This is a genomic window from Chryseobacterium sp. KBW03 (assembly GCF_003852415.1).
GTDB classification, from domain to species: Bacteria; Bacteroidota; Bacteroidia; order Flavobacteriales; family Weeksellaceae; genus Chryseobacterium; species Chryseobacterium viscerum.
Genome location: NZ_QAJO01000001.1, coordinates 13,234 through 30,794 on the forward strand (window position 1 = coordinate 13,234; position 17,561 = coordinate 30,794).

11 protein-coding genes are annotated in these 17,561 nt (G+C 36.1%); 5 read left to right on the plus strand and 6 right to left on the minus strand.

Annotated elements, in window-relative coordinates:
- Positions 1-36 precede the first annotated feature (36 nt).
- The 3 genes from DBR39_RS00055 to rpsA all read right to left on the minus strand — a co-directional run bounded on the left by DBR39_RS00055 (position 37) and on the right by rpsA (position 6,138).
- On the minus strand, positions 37-1,023 hold the full coding sequence (locus DBR39_RS00055) for an EamA family transporter (protein WP_124530309.1): 987 nt from the start codon (positions 1,021-1,023) through the stop codon (positions 37-39).
- A gap of 124 nt (positions 1,024-1,147) precedes the next feature.
- Positions 1,148-3,772, minus strand: coding sequence for a T9SS-dependent M36 family metallopeptidase (locus DBR39_RS00060; protein ID WP_228447727.1), 2,625 nt, complete (start codon positions 3,770-3,772; stop codon positions 1,148-1,150).
- A gap of 578 nt (positions 3,773-4,350) precedes the next feature.
- The gene (gene rpsA / locus DBR39_RS00065) at positions 4,351-6,138 is read right to left on the minus strand and encodes a 30S ribosomal protein S1 (protein WP_109738095.1); all 1,788 of its coding nucleotides are present in this window, start codon (positions 6,136-6,138) and stop codon (positions 4,351-4,353) included.
- 403 nt (positions 6,139-6,541) lie between these two features.
- Here rpsA and DBR39_RS00070 point away from each other — a divergent pair, with 403 nt between their 5' ends.
- Together DBR39_RS00070 and DBR39_RS00075 are read left to right on the plus strand one after the other, a co-directional pair.
- Positions 6,542-7,807 (plus strand): carcinine hydrolase/isopenicillin-N N-acyltransferase family protein, encoded by a 1,266-nt coding sequence (locus DBR39_RS00070; RefSeq protein ID WP_124530311.1) that lies wholly within the window; start codon positions 6,542-6,544, stop codon positions 7,805-7,807.
- Positions 7,808-7,847: 40 nt separating this feature from the next.
- Entirely contained in the window at positions 7,848-9,155 is a 1,308-nt protein-coding gene (locus tag DBR39_RS00075) for a DEAD/DEAH box helicase (protein ID WP_124530312.1), read from the plus strand.
- Positions 9,156-9,332: 177 nt separating this feature from the next.
- Here the strand turns inward: DBR39_RS00075 and DBR39_RS00080 are convergent, their stop codons facing one another.
- Positions 9,333-10,226, minus strand: a complete 894-nt coding sequence (locus tag DBR39_RS00080; RefSeq protein WP_124530313.1) for an SMP-30/gluconolactonase/LRE family protein — start codon at positions 10,224-10,226, stop codon at positions 9,333-9,335.
- 257 nt (positions 10,227-10,483) lie between these two features.
- On the opposite strand from DBR39_RS00080, the gene ccoG reads away from it, so the two are divergent.
- Positions 10,484-11,926: a cytochrome c oxidase accessory protein CcoG gene (gene ccoG / locus DBR39_RS00085; RefSeq protein WP_124530314.1), complete on the plus strand. Its 1,443-nt coding sequence runs from the start codon at positions 10,484-10,486 to the stop codon at positions 11,924-11,926.
- A 193-nt stretch (positions 11,927-12,119) separates the two neighbouring features.
- Here the strand turns inward: ccoG and DBR39_RS00090 are convergent, their stop codons facing one another.
- Together DBR39_RS00090 and DBR39_RS00095 are read right to left on the minus strand one after the other, a co-directional pair.
- The gene (locus DBR39_RS00090; protein ID WP_124530315.1) at positions 12,120-13,001 is read right to left on the minus strand and encodes an AraC family transcriptional regulator; all 882 of its coding nucleotides are present in this window, start codon (positions 12,999-13,001) and stop codon (positions 12,120-12,122) included.
- A 95-nt stretch (positions 13,002-13,096) separates the two neighbouring features.
- Positions 13,097-15,778 (minus strand): reprolysin-like metallopeptidase, encoded by a 2,682-nt coding sequence (locus DBR39_RS00095; protein ID WP_124530316.1) that lies wholly within the window; start codon positions 15,776-15,778, stop codon positions 13,097-13,099.
- A gap of 182 nt (positions 15,779-15,960) precedes the next feature.
- Here DBR39_RS00095 and DBR39_RS00100 point away from each other — a divergent pair, with 182 nt between their 5' ends.
- Positions 15,961-16,305, plus strand: a complete 345-nt coding sequence (locus tag DBR39_RS00100; protein ID WP_105703076.1) for a MerR family transcriptional regulator — start codon at positions 15,961-15,963, stop codon at positions 16,303-16,305.
- A gap of 397 nt (positions 16,306-16,702) precedes the next feature.
- Complete coding sequence (locus DBR39_RS00105) at positions 16,703-17,113, plus strand: hypothetical protein (protein WP_124530317.1); 411 nt, start codon at positions 16,703-16,705, stop codon at positions 17,111-17,113.
- Positions 17,114-17,561: the final 448 nt, after the last annotated feature.

Genomic DNA, 17,561 nt, shown 5'->3' on the forward strand with positions numbered 1-17,561 from the left:
AACGGTTTTAAACTGTTATTTTTATTTAAATATTTTTTAAGACAATTCTGCCATCGAAACTTCTTTTTCTTTTTTTGAAGGTAAATTCATCAAAACAATAGCAAAAAGAATCAGTACAATTCCTGCCCATTGGATGAAAAATACCTTCTCTCCCAATAAAACAAAAGCCATCGTTACGGAAACCGGAAGCTCCAGCGATGAAACGATACTTCCCAATCCTAATCCAGCATTCGGGAACCCAATATTAAATAAAACCGGAGGAATGATGGTTCCAAAAAGAGCCAGTATAAATCCGTAAGTCAGGAATATTGAATAGTTAAATGGATGAATATGTTCTGTATTTTCCGTAAAATTTAAGTATAATGATTTTAAACCATCAAAATACATCGGTCCTATCTGGGCAAAGAATAAAAATGCAAAAACTATTACAGATCCACCCGCCAGCATAATGATACTCTTCCTGAAAACCGGAAGATGGGTAGCCAGTGTATTGGAGGTAAACATCGTTAAGGTATACGAAGCCGCCGCCATCAGCCCCCAAAAGACTCCATGCCAGTCCAGTTCTATCTCCATATTGATAAGATTAGTTGCCAGAACAGTTCCCAGCAGTACAATAACCACAGAGACTACTTTTCTTGCATTGGGCAGTTTTTTTGTGAGAATACTTTCTACCACCACACTGAACCATACGGACTGCATCAACAGGACAATGGCAATTGAAACATTGATATATTGTACAGCGATATAATAAAATAAGCTGGTTCCTCCCAAAGAAGTTCCTGCAAGCAGCAGCATTCTCACTTCTTTAGAACTTGGTCTCGATAATTTCTGCTTTGAGGTTAGGGTCTGAATAAAATTAAGGATCAAAAGTCCTATCAAACCTAATACGAATTGTGAGGTCGTCACTTCAGAAGTTGTGAAGCCATCATGATAAGCCATTTTCACAAAAGTGGCTAACATACCGTATATACTAGCTCCAATCCCTACAAATAAAACACCTTTTAGTATATTTTTCTTCTTCATAATTTTTTTAACAGCCTGCAAAGGTACAATATATAAATTAAATCAGTCGGAAGCGTTATGGTGATAGATAAATATAATCGCCACAAGCAAGCTTGTGGCGATTATAAAATTGATTATAAGTAAATTATTTTTTAACCATTACTTTTGAAGCCGTTTCGAAACCAAGTCCTTTTATTTTAACCATATAAGTTCCGTTTACCAGGTTGCTTGTAGAAATTGCTTTCTGAGCATCCGGTGAAATTTTATTTTCAGAAGAAACCAGCTTACCAGACATATCATAAAGCTCTACACTTACTTTTCCAAGGGTATTGCTCGGGAATTTGATATAAAACTCATCTTTAGCCGGGTTTGGATAGATAGAGATATTTTTGTTTTTATCAGAATTCACTTCATTGGTAGCCAGCACACATTCTTCCGGTACATTAAAGTCCTGAACCTGATCATTAATGTTATTCTTAACTCCTGCTGATGCATTCAATCCTAAACCTCTTCTTGCAAAAACACCCCAGATCATACATTTATCCTGTCCCCCAGTAGTAGCTAACTCAGCCGCTAATATTGCATTTCTTCCATCAATAAAACTAGGATTACATCCCTGAAGTTTCAGAGCATCTGTTACCAGTTGTAATACTTTTCTGCTTCCGTTCGGAGTCGTAGATAATACATCTGAAGAATATCCGTATTTTTCAACATATTTCCAGTGAAGATCCCATAACATGGTTGCCCAAACAAAACCAATGGAGTGTACATCCGGAACCACTGCTGTCCCGTTATTATATTCCATTCCGTTGGTATTTCCGTATGTATATCCATTTATAGTAAGATCTGTTGTATATCTTTTAGGTCTGATACCAGCTCCTGTGATCGCCTGACCTAATGCATAAGTACCTGTACCTCTCGCAACAGTAGCGTTATCCCCAGCTTTATTCGTAAGCATTAAAGCGAAGAAATCAGACCATCCCTCACCCATTTGCTCTTTACTTACATTGGCATTCAGACATGCACCGGATCCTGAACCTGTCATTCTGTTTGATATTCCGTGGCCATATTCATGGATTACAATTCCGTTATCAAAACTTCCGTCCGGTGTCATGTTTCCTTTCAGAGTAACATTTACGTTTGTACTTGCAGCAAGCTGAGTTTTTATGTATTCTCCTTCAGAATTAATAATAAGCACTGAAGGAATAGTAATTGTAGCATCTGAACCCGCCATATTCCCTAAAGTAGAGCCATTCGCTGCATTGTTATAAACTATAGCTGCTTTAGCTCCTGCATCCTGAAGATTTTTTACTTTAACAGCAAAACCACATGTTCCTCTTTCAACCAAACCAATTTTATCTGTCAACGAACCTGCCGGTAAAGCAGTACATCCATCTAAAACTGGAGATAATGCTATATCTCCGGTTATCCCATTCATTGGCACCGGCATACCAAATTGCGCAGTTCCAGCGGTTGGTGTACGGGAAACAGCAGCGGTTGGTGCATTATAGAAAAATATTCTCCCTATAGATGACCAAAGGTACATCTGCATTCTAGGGTTATTACCATCTGATGGCGAAGAGAAGTTTGCATTATTCAGTCCACTCCCATCCTGTGCTTCTGCATATACAGAGTCATCATTTACACCACCGTTTCCAAAGTTATTCTGCTGGAAGTTTTTTGCAGATTCTGTAAATCCAAACTGATAGAAAACATCATGAATTCTGTTGTTCAGATAAAATAAATTGGTGATGGCTGCATTTCTGTTGTTTACAGGAGCTTCATTGATATTAAAAGGAAAATTAAAATTTCTTGTTGCTCCTCCTTCCGCCGGAGTTCCTGTAAGATAGTCAGGAGCCGTTAAAGCTGTTCCTGCCACGTCTTCATAAGCGAAAACATTGTTTCCTCGGGTAACGGTATAATGATTAGTCCCATCAGAATGCCATCCTTCAGGAGAGGCATTCAGAAGCCAAGGATTGGTAAGAATTGATCTTGAACCAAAAGTAGGCGCTTCGATTGGCAGCGGAAATACATTATAGGTTGCATTATCCGGTACAAGCAAAGGAATATTGTTTTGTACTATATTATTTTGAGGTCCAACTAATGTATTTTCAAAATGGTCAGCATGGCTATAATCAGCGTCTGAACTATAGGCATCATGATTGAAGTTACAGGATAGTGTCAGATTATTTTTTACCAGAATATTTCCGTTATTGGCATCTACTAAAATATTCCAGTAATTTGGAGATTTTGGCTCCATTAAGGTATATTCATAGGCCAAACGCAGATTCCCATTATCATCATTGGTATATACCAGTCTTTGATTGGCGGATGTAGCTTTTTTCTGAGTTTTTTCAAGATATTCAAGAATTGTAAAATTTGCAATATCAGAATTTTTCAGATCTTCAGCTATCTTTTGAAGAGCGAAAGTCTTGTTGATTGCAGCTGTACCTGATGTAGATGCAGTATAATCTTTTACAAAATTATCTGTATAGTAAACAATTTTATTGTCCTTAATCAATGCTGTTCCTACAGAGCTGTATATGGGTAGGCCATTATATGTCTGTAAAAATTTAACAACATTACCATTCAATGAGTTTGACGGATCTACATTATCAATGATGATATTATTAAGATCAGATTTTTTATACTCCCTTGTTTTGTTTTGAGAAATATAATCTTTAATCAGTTTTTCATTATCCTGGCCAAACAATATTGTTGGAAACGCAGAAAATACCGCAAATAAAATAGGTAGAGCTTTATTTTTCATATCCATTATTAAAGTCGCTAATCTACAAATAATTCACAAATATTTACTATTTTTTTTAATCAAAATTTAATAATAATTAAATACAAATAGAAAACAAAACTTAAAATTATTTTACATATTTCTCAATACAGAGAAACTCATAATGGATTTATGTTTATCACATTATATTTAAGGCACTTTTAGCTATTTTTTATTTAAATATTTCACCAAACGAATCATTTATTATTAAATATTTTTAGTGAATATAAACCTCATTTTTTTCCGCTTTTACCTGCCCTATTATCATTTAGGTGACTATATACAATTTTATACCATTGTCATTGACTACGTCGAATTTTGGATTTCTGATGAAGGAAGAATCTCATATATGGCTTAGCTTCTTCATTTCACTTCCTGAACTACGTTCGCAGACCTTCAGTCTGTATTCAAAATGACAGAGTCATAATAATTAAGATATCAGGATTAGTGTAAAATCGTATATAATTAACATTATTTATTTATAAAATTGTATGCTCACATCTAGGCACAAAAAAAAGCCGCTCAAACGAGCGGCTCCTTATTTATGAATGGTTCAAAGATTATTTACCTTCTTCCATTTTTCTTTTCAACTCTGCTAATGCATCGATGTCTCCAAGTGTAGATCTTTCTTCGTTGTTAGAAGAACTTACGTTTCTAGAAGAAGCTTCTTTTACGTTTTTCTTTTCTTCGTCTCTGAAAGTACCTGTGTGAGATACTACTACTCTCTTGAATTCTTTGTTGAATTCGATTACTTTGAATTGAGCATCTTCACCTTTTTTGATTTTAGATCCATCTTCTTTCTCTAATAATCTTGAAGGACAGAATGCTTCTACTTCAGCATCTTCGAATTGAACAGAAGCTCCTTTATCGTGAACTTCTACTGCTTTACCAGCGTGGATAGTTCCTTCAGCATATTTAGTTTCGAATTTATCCCATGGGTTTTCAGTCAATTGCTTGTGACCTAGAGATAATCTTCTAGCTTGGATATCTAATTCAAGAACTACAACATTTAATTTATCACCTACTGCACAGAACTCAGATGGGTGCTTGATTTTCTTAGTCCAAGAAAGATCAGAGATGTAGATTAATCCGTCGATACCTTCTTCTAACTCTACGAATACACCAAAGTTAGTGAAGTTTCTTACAGTTCCTACATGCTGAGATCCTACAGGATACTTAGTTTCGATGTTTTCCCATGGATCTTTAGACAATTGCTTGATACCAAGAGAAATTTTTCTTTCTTCTCTATCTAAAGTTAATACTTCAGCTTCTACTTCATCACCTACTTTCACAAAGTCACCAGCAGATCTTAAGTGAGTAGACCAAGACATTTCAGAAACGTGGATTAATCCTTCTACACCTGGAGCGATCTCAACGAATGCACCATAGTCAGCAAGAACTACTACTTTTCCTTTTACTTTATCTCCAACTTTCATGTCAGCAGAAAGAGCATCCCAAGGATGAGCTTCTAATTGCTTCATACCTAACTGGATTCTTGTTTTCTCATCATCAAAATCAAGGATTACAACTTTTACAGTTTGTCCGTCCTCAAGGATTTCAGATGGGTGGTTCACTCTAGACCAAGAAAGGTCTGTAATGTGGATCAATCCATCAACACCTCCTAAGTCAATGAATACACCGTAAGAAGTAATATTCTTAACAGTACCTTCAAGAACCTGACCTTTTTCAAGTTGAGCGATGATTTCTTTTTTCTGACCTTCGATATCTGCTTCGATCAATGCTTTGTGAGATACAACTACGTTTTTGAACTCAGGGTTGATTTTCACAACTTTGAACTCCATAGTTTTTCCTACGAACTGATCGTAATCTTTAATTGGCTTAACGTCAATTTGAGAACCAGGTAAGAATGCTTCGATTCCGTGAACGTCAACGATCATACCACCTTTAGTTCTAGATTTAACAAAACCGTTAACGATTTCTCCAGTTTCGTGAAGTTCGTTTACTTTATCCCAAGCTTTAAGCGTTCTAGCTTTTCTGTGAGATAATTGTAACTGACCAGTTTTGTCTTCTCTTTTGTCAACCATTACTTCTACCTCATCACCTACTTTTAGGCCTTGGTTGTAACGGAATTCGTTAAGAGAAATAACACCTTCAGATTTGAAGTTGATGTCTACGATAGCTTCTTTGTCAGTTAATCTTACTACTCTACCAACTAAAACGTCATTGTCGTTTAGGCTGTTAAGAGATCCGTTATAGATTTCTTCTAAGTCACTTTTTTCTTTTCTCGCATCTGCATCAAGACCTGATTCGAATGAATCCCAATCAAATTGTTCTGGTGCTACGTTTTGGTTTAAAATAACCTCTGCTGAATTTGTCTCTTTTGACATTTTCTAATAAAAATTTGTATTCCTTCTTTTTTAACGGTTTGAATAAATGCGGATTAAAAAATACGGAAGTAATTAATTGTAAGTAATTTACCCATCAAACCTTTTCGCCACAAAAGTGGGTGCAAAGATATGAATTTTATTTAAAACAAACAATAGGTTTTCTTTCACAAATACATCCATTAAATAACTGATTGTCAATATATATTTACTAGAAGAAGCAGGAACCGGGAATCAAGGGCTAAGATACTGAACAACCGGCATCAGGTTTTGGGCTTTAATTTAGAGATCTATGCCCCACTTATTTAAATGATCCATCTTTTAACGGAATATAAATTCATCAGCATATGATTTAACAAAAATACCTTTCGCCAATCAAAAGATCAATATCTATGAAAACTTTATTATGCAAAAATATTTCCTTTTAATTTTAATCAGCTTGTCAGGGTGTATAGCTACCATGAAAGCCTGTACCATATTCTCATGCTCCAGAGGAGGTGAAGTATTTGCAGCAGCCAATGAGGATGACACGACACCTTTCACCAGAATCTGGTATAATCCTAGTACCAAAGACCGCTATGCCTCCGTCTGTTTCGGAGCTCCGGATATGCAGATAGCAGCAGCAATGAATGAGCATGGGTTATTCTTTGATTATACAGCAGCCAACTATGACCTTAGCAAATTGAATCTTACCAATCCTTATCCGGGAGATATTATGTGGGAAGTGCTTGGAAAATGTAAAACCGTAAAAGAAGCGATGGTTATATTAAAAAAGTATGATTATGTCTCATCTTCTAAAGTTTTAATAGCAGATAAAGAAGGTAATTCTATTATGGTAAATCCGAAAGGAATTGTTGAAAAAACAGGCGAATTTCAAGTGAATGCAAACTGCAATATGATCAACGGAAAACTATCCTGCTTAAGACCGGAAATGGCAACTGAAATGCTTTCTGCTTCAAAAGAAAATAATGTAGGGTTTTTAAAGAAAATTCTGGATAAAACGCATCAGGAAGGAGAACTAAACACATTATATTCTGCCATCTATGATCTGAAAAAAGGAATTATTTACGTTTATCTTTTTCACGATTACAATACAGTTTATACCATTGATCTGAAATCCGAACTCAAGAAAGGATACAGAATAGAAAATCTTGCCGATCATTTTCCCGTTTCATTTGCTTATGAGAATTTCTCAAAGAACCATTCTTTATATCTTAAAGAATCTATTTTCCAGGAAATGAAAGATAAAGGTATAGATACAACCATCGATCACTATATCGCAGAAAGTGAGAAACTATCACCAAAAAATGAAAAATTGAATGCTGCTTTGCTGGAAGCAGCTCTACAGCTCATCAAATATTCATGGAATGAACATGATAATGGCAGTGAATGGGGCTATTGGTTCAGTAAACCTCAGGGATATGATATAAAAAAGTATAAAGACAACAGATTGGCCTCTGCTGAAAAACTGCTGAGCTATTTATCTGCTCACGAAAATAAAGATCTTAAGCTGCGGAATTTCATGTACGAAATATCAGGTTATATAAATCTTGTGCAGGGAAATACTAAAACAGGGAAAGAATTTTATGCCAAATCAATCAGCAATCCAGAGGAAGCATATCCAGTGACTTTGACAAGAGGAAATGAAATAATGAAGCGACTAAACAAATAGATTATTTCATTTAACCATTCCTTTATTCTAAATTTGCACCATGGAATTAGAATCAATTTATCAAAAACTGCAGATTCAAGACATGAATCAGATGCAGAAATCTACTTATAAAGCGTCTGAAAACAATACAGACATTGTTTTACTCTCTCCTACAGGATCTGGAAAGACCCTTGCTTTTCTATTCCCCGTTCTTCGGGATCTGAAAAAAAATGTTCAGGGAGTTCAGGCTTTGATATTGGTTCCAGCCAGAGAGCTTGCTTTACAGATTGAGCAGGTTTTCAAAGCTATGGGAACAGATTTTAAAGTTTCTGTTTGCTATGGCGGGCATGATAAAAAAATAGAGGTTAATAATTTAATAGAAGCCCCCGCTGTATTGATCGGAACCCCGGGAAGAGTGGCCTATCATGTAAGGAATGACAATTTTGATCCGAAAACGATAAAAACATTAGTTCTTGATGAATTTGATAAGGCCCTGGAACTAGGCTTTCATGATGATATGGAATTTATTATCAACTCATTGAAAGGTACTTCCCAAAGACTTCTAACCTCAGCAACTGAGATGGACGAAATTCCTGCGTTCACAGGTTTAAAAAATGAAAAAGTAATTAGTTTCCTTAAAGAAAACGAAGTAAAACCGGATATTCAATTACGAAAGGTAATGACTATTTCTGAGGAGAAACTGGATACTCTTTTCAATCTGATTTGTAAAATCGGAAATAAGAGAACCCTGATCTTCTGTAATCACCGTGAAGCTGTAGACCGTATCTCTGAACTTCTTCATCAGATGGGAATTGACAGGGAAACCTTCCATGGCGGTATGGAACAGGATGAAAGAGAACGCGCACTGCTTAAATTCAGAAATGATTCTGCAAGAATTCTTATCACAACAGATCTGGCAGCCCGCGGACTTGATATTCCTGAGATAGAATCTATTGTTCATTACCAACTGCCTCCTAAAGAAGATGCCTTTATCCACAGAAACGGACGTACCGCAAGAATGAACGCCAAAGGTTTTGTATATCTGATCATGACAGAGGATGAAAATTTCCCGTTCATTAAAAATAATACGCCTGAAGAAAGTGTTGCCGGATTCACTAAAGTTCCGCAAAAAACACCTTTCCAGACGGTTTATATCAGTGCAGGAAAAAAAGATAAAGTCAATAAAGTGGATATTGTAGGCTATTTACTCAAAAAAGGACAGCTGCAAAAAGAAGATGTCGGGATTATCGAAGTAAAAGATACTACATCCTATGTTGCTGTTTCAAGAAATAAAGTAAATACTCTTTTAAAAACACTTCAGAACGAAAAACTAAAAGGGAAAAAAGTAAAAATGGAGGTTGCTTATTAAGCTAAAACCACATTCCCAACTTTATACCCTACAAAAGCCACAACAATTTCACAGATGTAGTGAAACATCGGAGAATTTCCTTCCTTTAACGGGGGTGGCTTCAATACCATAACAAAAAATAGCTCTGAAGTTTTTATGAACTTCAGAGCTATTTTAATATAAAGAAATATTGATATCTTATTTGATCCCTCTTACCCTGGTAGGGAAAGTATATACAGATTTTGAAGCGGTAATGAAGAGTATATCATTGTTTTTTCCTCCAAAGGTTACATTGGAAGTCCATTTTTCAGGAATAGAAATATGGTAGATCTTCTTCCCCAAACGGTTAAAAACATGTACTCCATCTCCTGTTAGATAAAGATTTCCATGCTTATCCAGCTCCATCCCATCTGAACCCATTTCACAGAAAAGTTTTTTCTCAGACAGTTTTCCGTCACTTAATATATCATACACATACGTTTTCCCGGCATCAATATCTGAAAGGTATAACTTCTTCAGTTTTTCACTTCCTACAATCCCATTAGGTTGGGTAAAGGTATCCAGCTTGGTCACTTTTCCTTCTTTATTTCTGTAGTAAAGACTTTTATGGGAAAGCTCCTGTTTAAAACCAATCCAATAATCTCTTTCATATAAAGGATCTGTAAAATACATTCCTCCGGCAGCATCATTCCAGAGATCATTCGGCCCATTCAGTCTTTTTCCTTCAAAACCTTTGAGCAGAACTTCTACTTTTTTATCTTTTGAGATCTTCCAGATTTCTCCCTGATCATCCGAACAGGTAATTAAATAACCGTCTTTGTCAAAGTGTGTTCCGTTTGCTCTTCCCGTCTTATCTAAAAATTCTATGATCTGATTGGTTTTCCAGCTCCAATAATAGATTTTATCGTTGGGCTGATCGGTAAAATAGACATTCCCTTCTTGATCTGCTGATGGCCCTTCTGTGAAACTGAACTTGTCAGAAACCATTTCCGGTTGTACTCCTTCATAAAACATTTTACTATAATTTACTGATTGACAGTTTACCAATGCGAAAACCAAACCAATCATGCTTATTTTAAATATATTCTTCATGCTTCCCTTTTAAAGCTGCAATTTACAATATGACCAACAGCTTTCAAAATATTTTCTCATTTTGATACAATAAAAATCATCAATACAAAATGTCTTAATTGTCCTATTTTGGAAGTAGATCATATTAGTAGTAAAAGGATATAATCCGGAGCTTTGCAGTAACAAGATCGATCACTTTTTTTCACGAAAAAATCATTCTGAAAATACAGAGAGATCTGGATGAAAATAGCACAAAAATACTTTTATAGCATACAACAATGAGCATAGAGTCCAACAACATCAAGTCCTTGGAAATTGAAAATGAAGATTTCAGAAATTCAGTGGGAACCATGGATGAAACCGGAAAGAGAAAGTGGATTTTCCCAAGAAAGCCTAAAGGAAAGTACACCAATTACAGGAATTATACCAGTTATGTTCTCCTTGCTTTATTTTTCGGATTGCCATTTGTAACCATCAACAATAATCCTTTTCTTCTCATTAATGTCATCGACGGAAAATTCTTTATCGTTGGGCAGCCATTTTACCTGCAGGATTTTTTCATCCTTGCCTTAGGAGCAGTAACATCTGTCATTTTCGTAATGCTGTTTACCGTGGTTTTCGGAAGGATATTCTGTGGCTGGCTGTGCCCTCAGACCCTTTTTATGGAAATGATTTTCCGCAAAATAGAATACTGGATCGAAGGAGACCGAAATAAGCAGATGAAGCTCGACAGACAGGAATGGGATGCCGAGAAAATCCGAAAGAGGCTGACAAAATGGTCCGTTTTCCTTTTGATTTCATTGATTGTCTCTCATTTTATGTTCATGTATATTGTAGGATATAAAGAGGTTTTCCGTATTATGAGTGAGGGCCCTGAAAGAAACTCGTTGAAGTTTACCGCTATGATATTTTTTACAATGACCTTCTATTTTGTTTTTGCATGGCTTCGTGAGCAGGTTTGTACTTTGGTATGCCCTTATGGAAGGCTTCAGGGAGTATTGATTGACAAACAGACGATCAATGTATATTATGATTTTAAAAGAGGGGAAGGCCGTGCAAAATGGAGAAATAATGAAGATAGAAAAGCGGCAGGAAAAGGAGACTGTATCGACTGTAATCAATGTGTGGTAGTATGCCCTACAGGAATTGACATCAGACACGGACAGCAACTGGAGTGCGTGAACTGTACAGCATGTATCGACGCATGTGATGAGGTAATGGAAAAAGTTGGCTTACCTAAAGGGCTGGTTCGTTATGCTACAGAATCAGAAATTGAAAACGGTGAAACGTTCAAATTTACTCCAAGAATGAAAGCGACCACCATTATTCTGGCATTACTGATAGGTTTCCTTGGATTTTTAATGTATGATCGTGGTTCTATGGAAGCCAAATTCATCAAACCTGCAGGCTCTACGTTTTTCGTTAAAAATGGCAAAATCACCAATACTTTTATCTACACCCTTCTGAATAAATCGAATGAAAAGAAGACCCTGAACATCAAAGTAATCACTCCAACAAATGCTGAAATCACTTATTTCGGTTCTGAAAAAATCATCTTGAAAGGCGATCAGATCCTGAAAGGAAACATTAATATTTCTTTCCCTGAAGAAGACATTAAGTTCTCCAAACAAAATATGGTTATCGGTGTTTTCGATGAGAAAGGAAAGCTGGTAGATTCGTTTGAGACTACTTTTGAAGGACCTTTTAAATTGGCTCTTTAGGTTGCAGATGACAGGTGATAGGTTGCGGGTTATAGATATTAGGTTGCAGGGATTAGGGAAAGTAGTTGATATTTCCATCATTCCCCTCCTCCGGAGGGGTGGCGAAAATTCAAAGAATTTTTGACGGGGTGGTTGCGGGTTGTTTACAGCAATATCATTTCTCCTCTACTATTATACTCAAACTTTAAACTCATTACGCCTTATATTTCCTCATAAACTGAGTGGGAGTCATTCCGGAGCTTTTCCGGAAGACTCTTACAAAGTAAGAATATTCTTCATATCCCAGCCTGAAAGCAATTTCAACCAGGCTTTCATCCAGGTACATCAACATTCTTTTGGCTTCCAATACAACTCTTTCCGTAATAACATCGGTAGCTGTTTTTTGAACAACAGTCTGTACGATTCTGTTCAGATGCTTAGATGAAATCCCCAATAGAGAAGAATAATAGGCAATGGATTTGTGAGAGGTAAAATCTTGTTCAATCAGATTTTCAAAATCCTGATAATGTTTAAAATAAGAAAGTCCGGCAGCAGAAGCCAAAGGATCAAAATCTCTGGAAAACAATCTCGTAGCATTGATAAAAATCTGTGACATGAGTGACAGGATAAGACCTTCTTTCATCAAATTTTTAGCCTGATGTTCTTTCCCAAGTTCCTGAAATAATTTAATATTTTTCTTCAACTCCAAAGTATCCAGCTGAAGTTTTCTGGGAAAAGATACCGATCCAAAAAAGGGAAAATTCTTGAGCTTCTGATTCACATAATGCATTTCATAAAACTCTTGGGAACAAAAGAAAATATACCCTTCTATATCTTCCGAAAGCTCCCAGCTATGAATCTGCCCAGGTGACAGAAAAAAGAGACTTCCTTCGGAAACTTCATATTTCTGAAAGTCGATCTCATGCACACCTATTCCTTTGGTAAAAAGAACGGTTGCGTAGAAATCATGTCTGTGAGGCTTTTCTATGTGACGATGTCCCACCACCAAATGATTCTTCATCGTGTTAAAATAAAAATCTGAAGTATTTTTACCTGCCTGGAAAAGATTGATATGAAGAACTGAGATTGGATTCATCACTTATATTTATATGCATCGTAAGGATTCACAAATTTAGACAAAAAAAGGACCGGTAGAGACCGATCCTTATTATCTGTTACAACTAAGCTGTTTTATTTTATGATGAGCTTGCTGTTGTAGACTCCTTTTGAAGAATTGATGCTGATCACATATACTCCTTTAGGTACATTTACATTAAACTCTTTTGTATTATTCCCCTCGCTCTTATAATTTGAAGAATAGATTAATCTTCCACTCGAATCAAACATATTTACTTTAACATCTCCTTTTATATTTTGAGATTTAATAAAGAAATTACCATCACTTGGATTAGGATAGATTTTAATATCATCTGCCAATGGAGAATTTGACTCTTTGATTCCTAATGACTGTGTCTGACGGGTACATACCTGAAGCGTCCATCCATTGATCGTTCCTGTATCTCCTGTATAGTTATCGGAAGCGAATAATTTCCACTGCCCCTGTGCAGGATGTCCTACAAAAATCCCCAATGATTCGTTAGATTTTACCTCCCCTTGAATTGGAGTAGCACAGGCAACAGCGCTTCCGGTATCACTGAATGTTGCCGTTATATTATCCTGAGAACCGCATTGTCTGTGCCATATCAAGGCAGAGGTTCCCAAGGGTCCTTCTATTCCCAGTGAAACATCACTTACATAGGTATGAGTAACGGAAGGAGTCACTTTAATCTTTGTAATAATTCCAGTATTATTAACAGTCATAGGTGCTGAAACCATAGGCGATGCAATAGCAGCATTTCCTCCAGGACCATCCGTAATAGGAACTGCCGGACCTCCATAAGTATAGGTAGTACAGTTTTCTCCTTCTACTGAATAATCAATCACAAAGCTAGGGCTTACCGCATAATAGATATTCCCTACAGCTTCTACCAAAATATAGGCATTCGTAGCAGTAGATCCTGCCGGAATTGTAACCTGCTCACTTCCATCGTTAGCCGTGTTGGCAGCAATCGTAGTAAAAGTCTGCCCTCCATCTGTAGACAGCTTAATATTTACATTAGCCGTGCTTACAGGAGCTTGAGTCGTATTGGCTACATCCCAAGTTACATTGACTGCTGATCCTGAAGAGGCAGACTGTCCAAATGCAGGAGCAGTCACTTTAAACGGCCCGGAAGCATTATTTACCGTGATCATCATTGCATCTTTGCTGGTTTGAGGTGCAGCAATACTGTTATTTCTCACAGTCAGTGCGAAATTAAGATTTCTTCCTACCCCTGAAACCGTTTCCCATTTTGTAGTAAGAACACCTGCCAATACTTTATTGAAGTCCGGGAAATATCTTACCGGAGTGTTTACAGGGCTTATAGATCTGAAGGTAGGACCCGTTGGCTTATTCAGATAAGGAATAGAATTGTTTCCTGTCTGAGCTGAACCTGAATCCATTTGCTCCCATGTATAGGTATAAGGTGCTGTGTTGGCATCTGTGGAAGTTCCTTTAAGTACAAATGCAGTAGATTTTGGAATCACATAATCTGCTCCGGCATCGATGGATGGAGCAGGATTTGCAAAAGGAGTATTTGTACCACAGGCCACACTGTTTATGTTGCTTTTAATCTCCTGTACACTAAATCCATGAAAATAATCATTGGAATTAAACTGTACGTCATAGTTACTTGTAATTCCGGTATAGGCCATAATGGTAGAACCACTGCCCGGCTCCACCAGTGATGCCAGATTACCTGATGCAGTACTATAGCTGAATGTATGGTTAGCCCCTAACTGATGTCCCATTTCGTGAGCCACATAATCGATGTCAAAATTATCTCCTTCCGGATAATTACTTGCGGTCCATCCCATTGCTTTTGTGGCATCATCACAGATATCCCCTGGCGCATATCCGTTTCCGTCTTCACGGTCAAAAATATGTCCCATATCATAATTGGCAGCCCCGATAAGATTGGTAATAGCTGTCTGTCCTGCCTGGTTTTGTTCTCCAGATGCAGTATAAGGATAACCAGGTGCGGCCGAATTAACATAAATTACGGCATCATTATTCGCTACCAGGTTAAAATGAAGGGAAAGGTCTTTTTCAAAAACACCGTTCAGACGTGTTAATGTTGTATTCATTGCTGCTAAAACAACAGCTTTCTTTTGTGCATCTGTGGCTCCAGAAGGCGTTCCTGCTGCGGTAAGATGATACTGCGCATATTCATTTGTACAGGTAATAGCAAGTCTGAAAACATTAAAACCCGCCGTTTTTTTATTGACAGCATTGTTTTTTTTTCCGGAGTTTTTTGTTTCTGATTTATTGGGTGTAGCACACTCAAAAGGTTCTTTTTCCTGTCCTCTTCTCGATTTGGAATCAAAAACGGCATATACAGCTCTGTCTTCCGTGTATGGTTCGATAAACTCTGAGATTCCCGATCTGGTTATCATGGAAGAAAAACCAACTGGAGAAAGACTGAACCTTACATATACAGAAGGATCTTCTAACCCTGTTCCTACGTAAGATTTGATATCCGGAAATTTCGCCTGTAATTCAGGAGCCATGTTTGAGTATTCCCAAACCTGAAATTTTTCCAGCTTTCCATTGGCAGCGGGAAGGGAAATAACCACTCCTTTTTCGCTTGAAAAACGAACTGGTGCATTTTTCAATGTCTGCTTAAGCTGATCTGCATTTAATGCATACAACCCGGAAAATTCTAATTTTTCCTGTGATTTTTTAACGTTCTGAGACCTGACCTCAGTTCTTGTCCACTGTGAAAACCCTAAAAAAGGGATCATCAGTGAGAAAATAAAGAAATAATGTTTCATATCATTCTAATTTGGGTTTGTTCGTCTAAGATATTAAAAAATTAGATTTATTTTAATTTTTTATCACACATTCATGAATAAAATGCTTTCGTCTGTCGAAATGAAAGTCATACCGCACTTTTTACAATATATTTGGGTAAAACTTTAAAAAATTTTTATCTTTGAGGTTTAGGAGTTGTAAAATGAAAATAAATTTACCTGATAAACTGTATTATTCTATAGGAGAAGTGGCTAAAGCATTCGATGTAAACACTTCATTAATACGTTACTGGGAACAGGAATTCCCTATTATCAAGCCTAAAAAGAACAGAAAAGGTAACCGATATTTCACTCCTGAAGACATCAAAAACCTTCAGATGATCTACCATCTGGTAAAGGAAAAAGGATACACGCTGGACGGAGCCCGCATTGCTTTGACCACCAACAGTAAAATTTCCGAAACGATTACCCTCATCGACCGCCTGGAATTTGTAAAAGCTGAATTGATCAAGCTGAAAGAATCTTTGGGAGAAAGAGATGATGAATAAGCTTTTGAAAATATAAAGAACTCCGCTGCAATTAATTGCAGCGGAGTTTTTATTTATAGCCTCCAACATTTTAAATTACGGATAATCTTTCTGAATTAAAAATCTACTTTATATCCTTACGAAAACTCAATCAAGTCTATCTATTAGAAAATACGACCCCAGCTACTTTCACAACATTCTCTCCCCCCTTAGGTAAGGGGGTATACCCGGTTACTTAACCGGCTGGAGGGGTGTTAATGGTTCTCGGAGCCATAAATTCAAAGCCAGGAGACTCTACGCAGCGGGGGTTTTGTTTTATTTGTGGACATGAATAGCAGGCATGCCAACGGGGAAGATCTTACTTACGTAATTTTTTGTTTTTATGCCTATTTCTAATATATATATTAACTTTATACCCATGAAAAAATATATTATAATATTAGTATTTAGTTTATTTCTAATAAATTGTAGTTCTAAAGAAAATAGAGAAGAGGCTAAAAAAATAACACAAACATTTTATACTCTTTTAAAAGAAAATAATAGAGTTGAAATTTTTAAATTATATGGTAATGAACTTTTTAAAGTTGCTTCAAAAAAACAAGTAAATCAGATGTTTGACGCTTCTTTTGCACAATTTGGCAATATTAAAAAGGACTCATTAATATATGAACAGACCAATATTATAAAAGGAACTCATTCAAAAAATGAATATATATTAATTTATAATGTAAATCGAGAAATCAAAAATACCCAAGAGAAATTCACACTACACCAACAAGGTGATTCTATCAAAATCGTAGGGTATTTTATAAGCCCTATAAATAATTAACAAACCTTCTATAATAGAAGGTTTGTTAATACACTACTTTGTATTATAGCTTTTATAAAACTTATATTTATCTTCTTTGTTTTTCCTATAAACTTTAAATTTAGCTGTATTAGCCTTTTTGGAGATAGAATCACCAATCATCAAGGTATCATTTTTAGTATCAGTTGTTGTAATGCAATAATCGTTACTATAATAAAATTGTAATGATTTGTTCTCGTAATTATAAACTTTGACAATTTTTGACTCTACATTATTTTTATAAAAATAATTGTTATTTAGGAATACAATTTTGTACAAGTAAAAATATGTAAATGCTATCAACCCTAGCAAAATAGGAATGAAGCGATAATAGATCTTTCCTTTCATAATTATTTAAATTGGAAAATTGGCTTTACAATAGGTGTATATTGATAATTCACTTGGCCATTTACTCCAGTAACAGGACTAC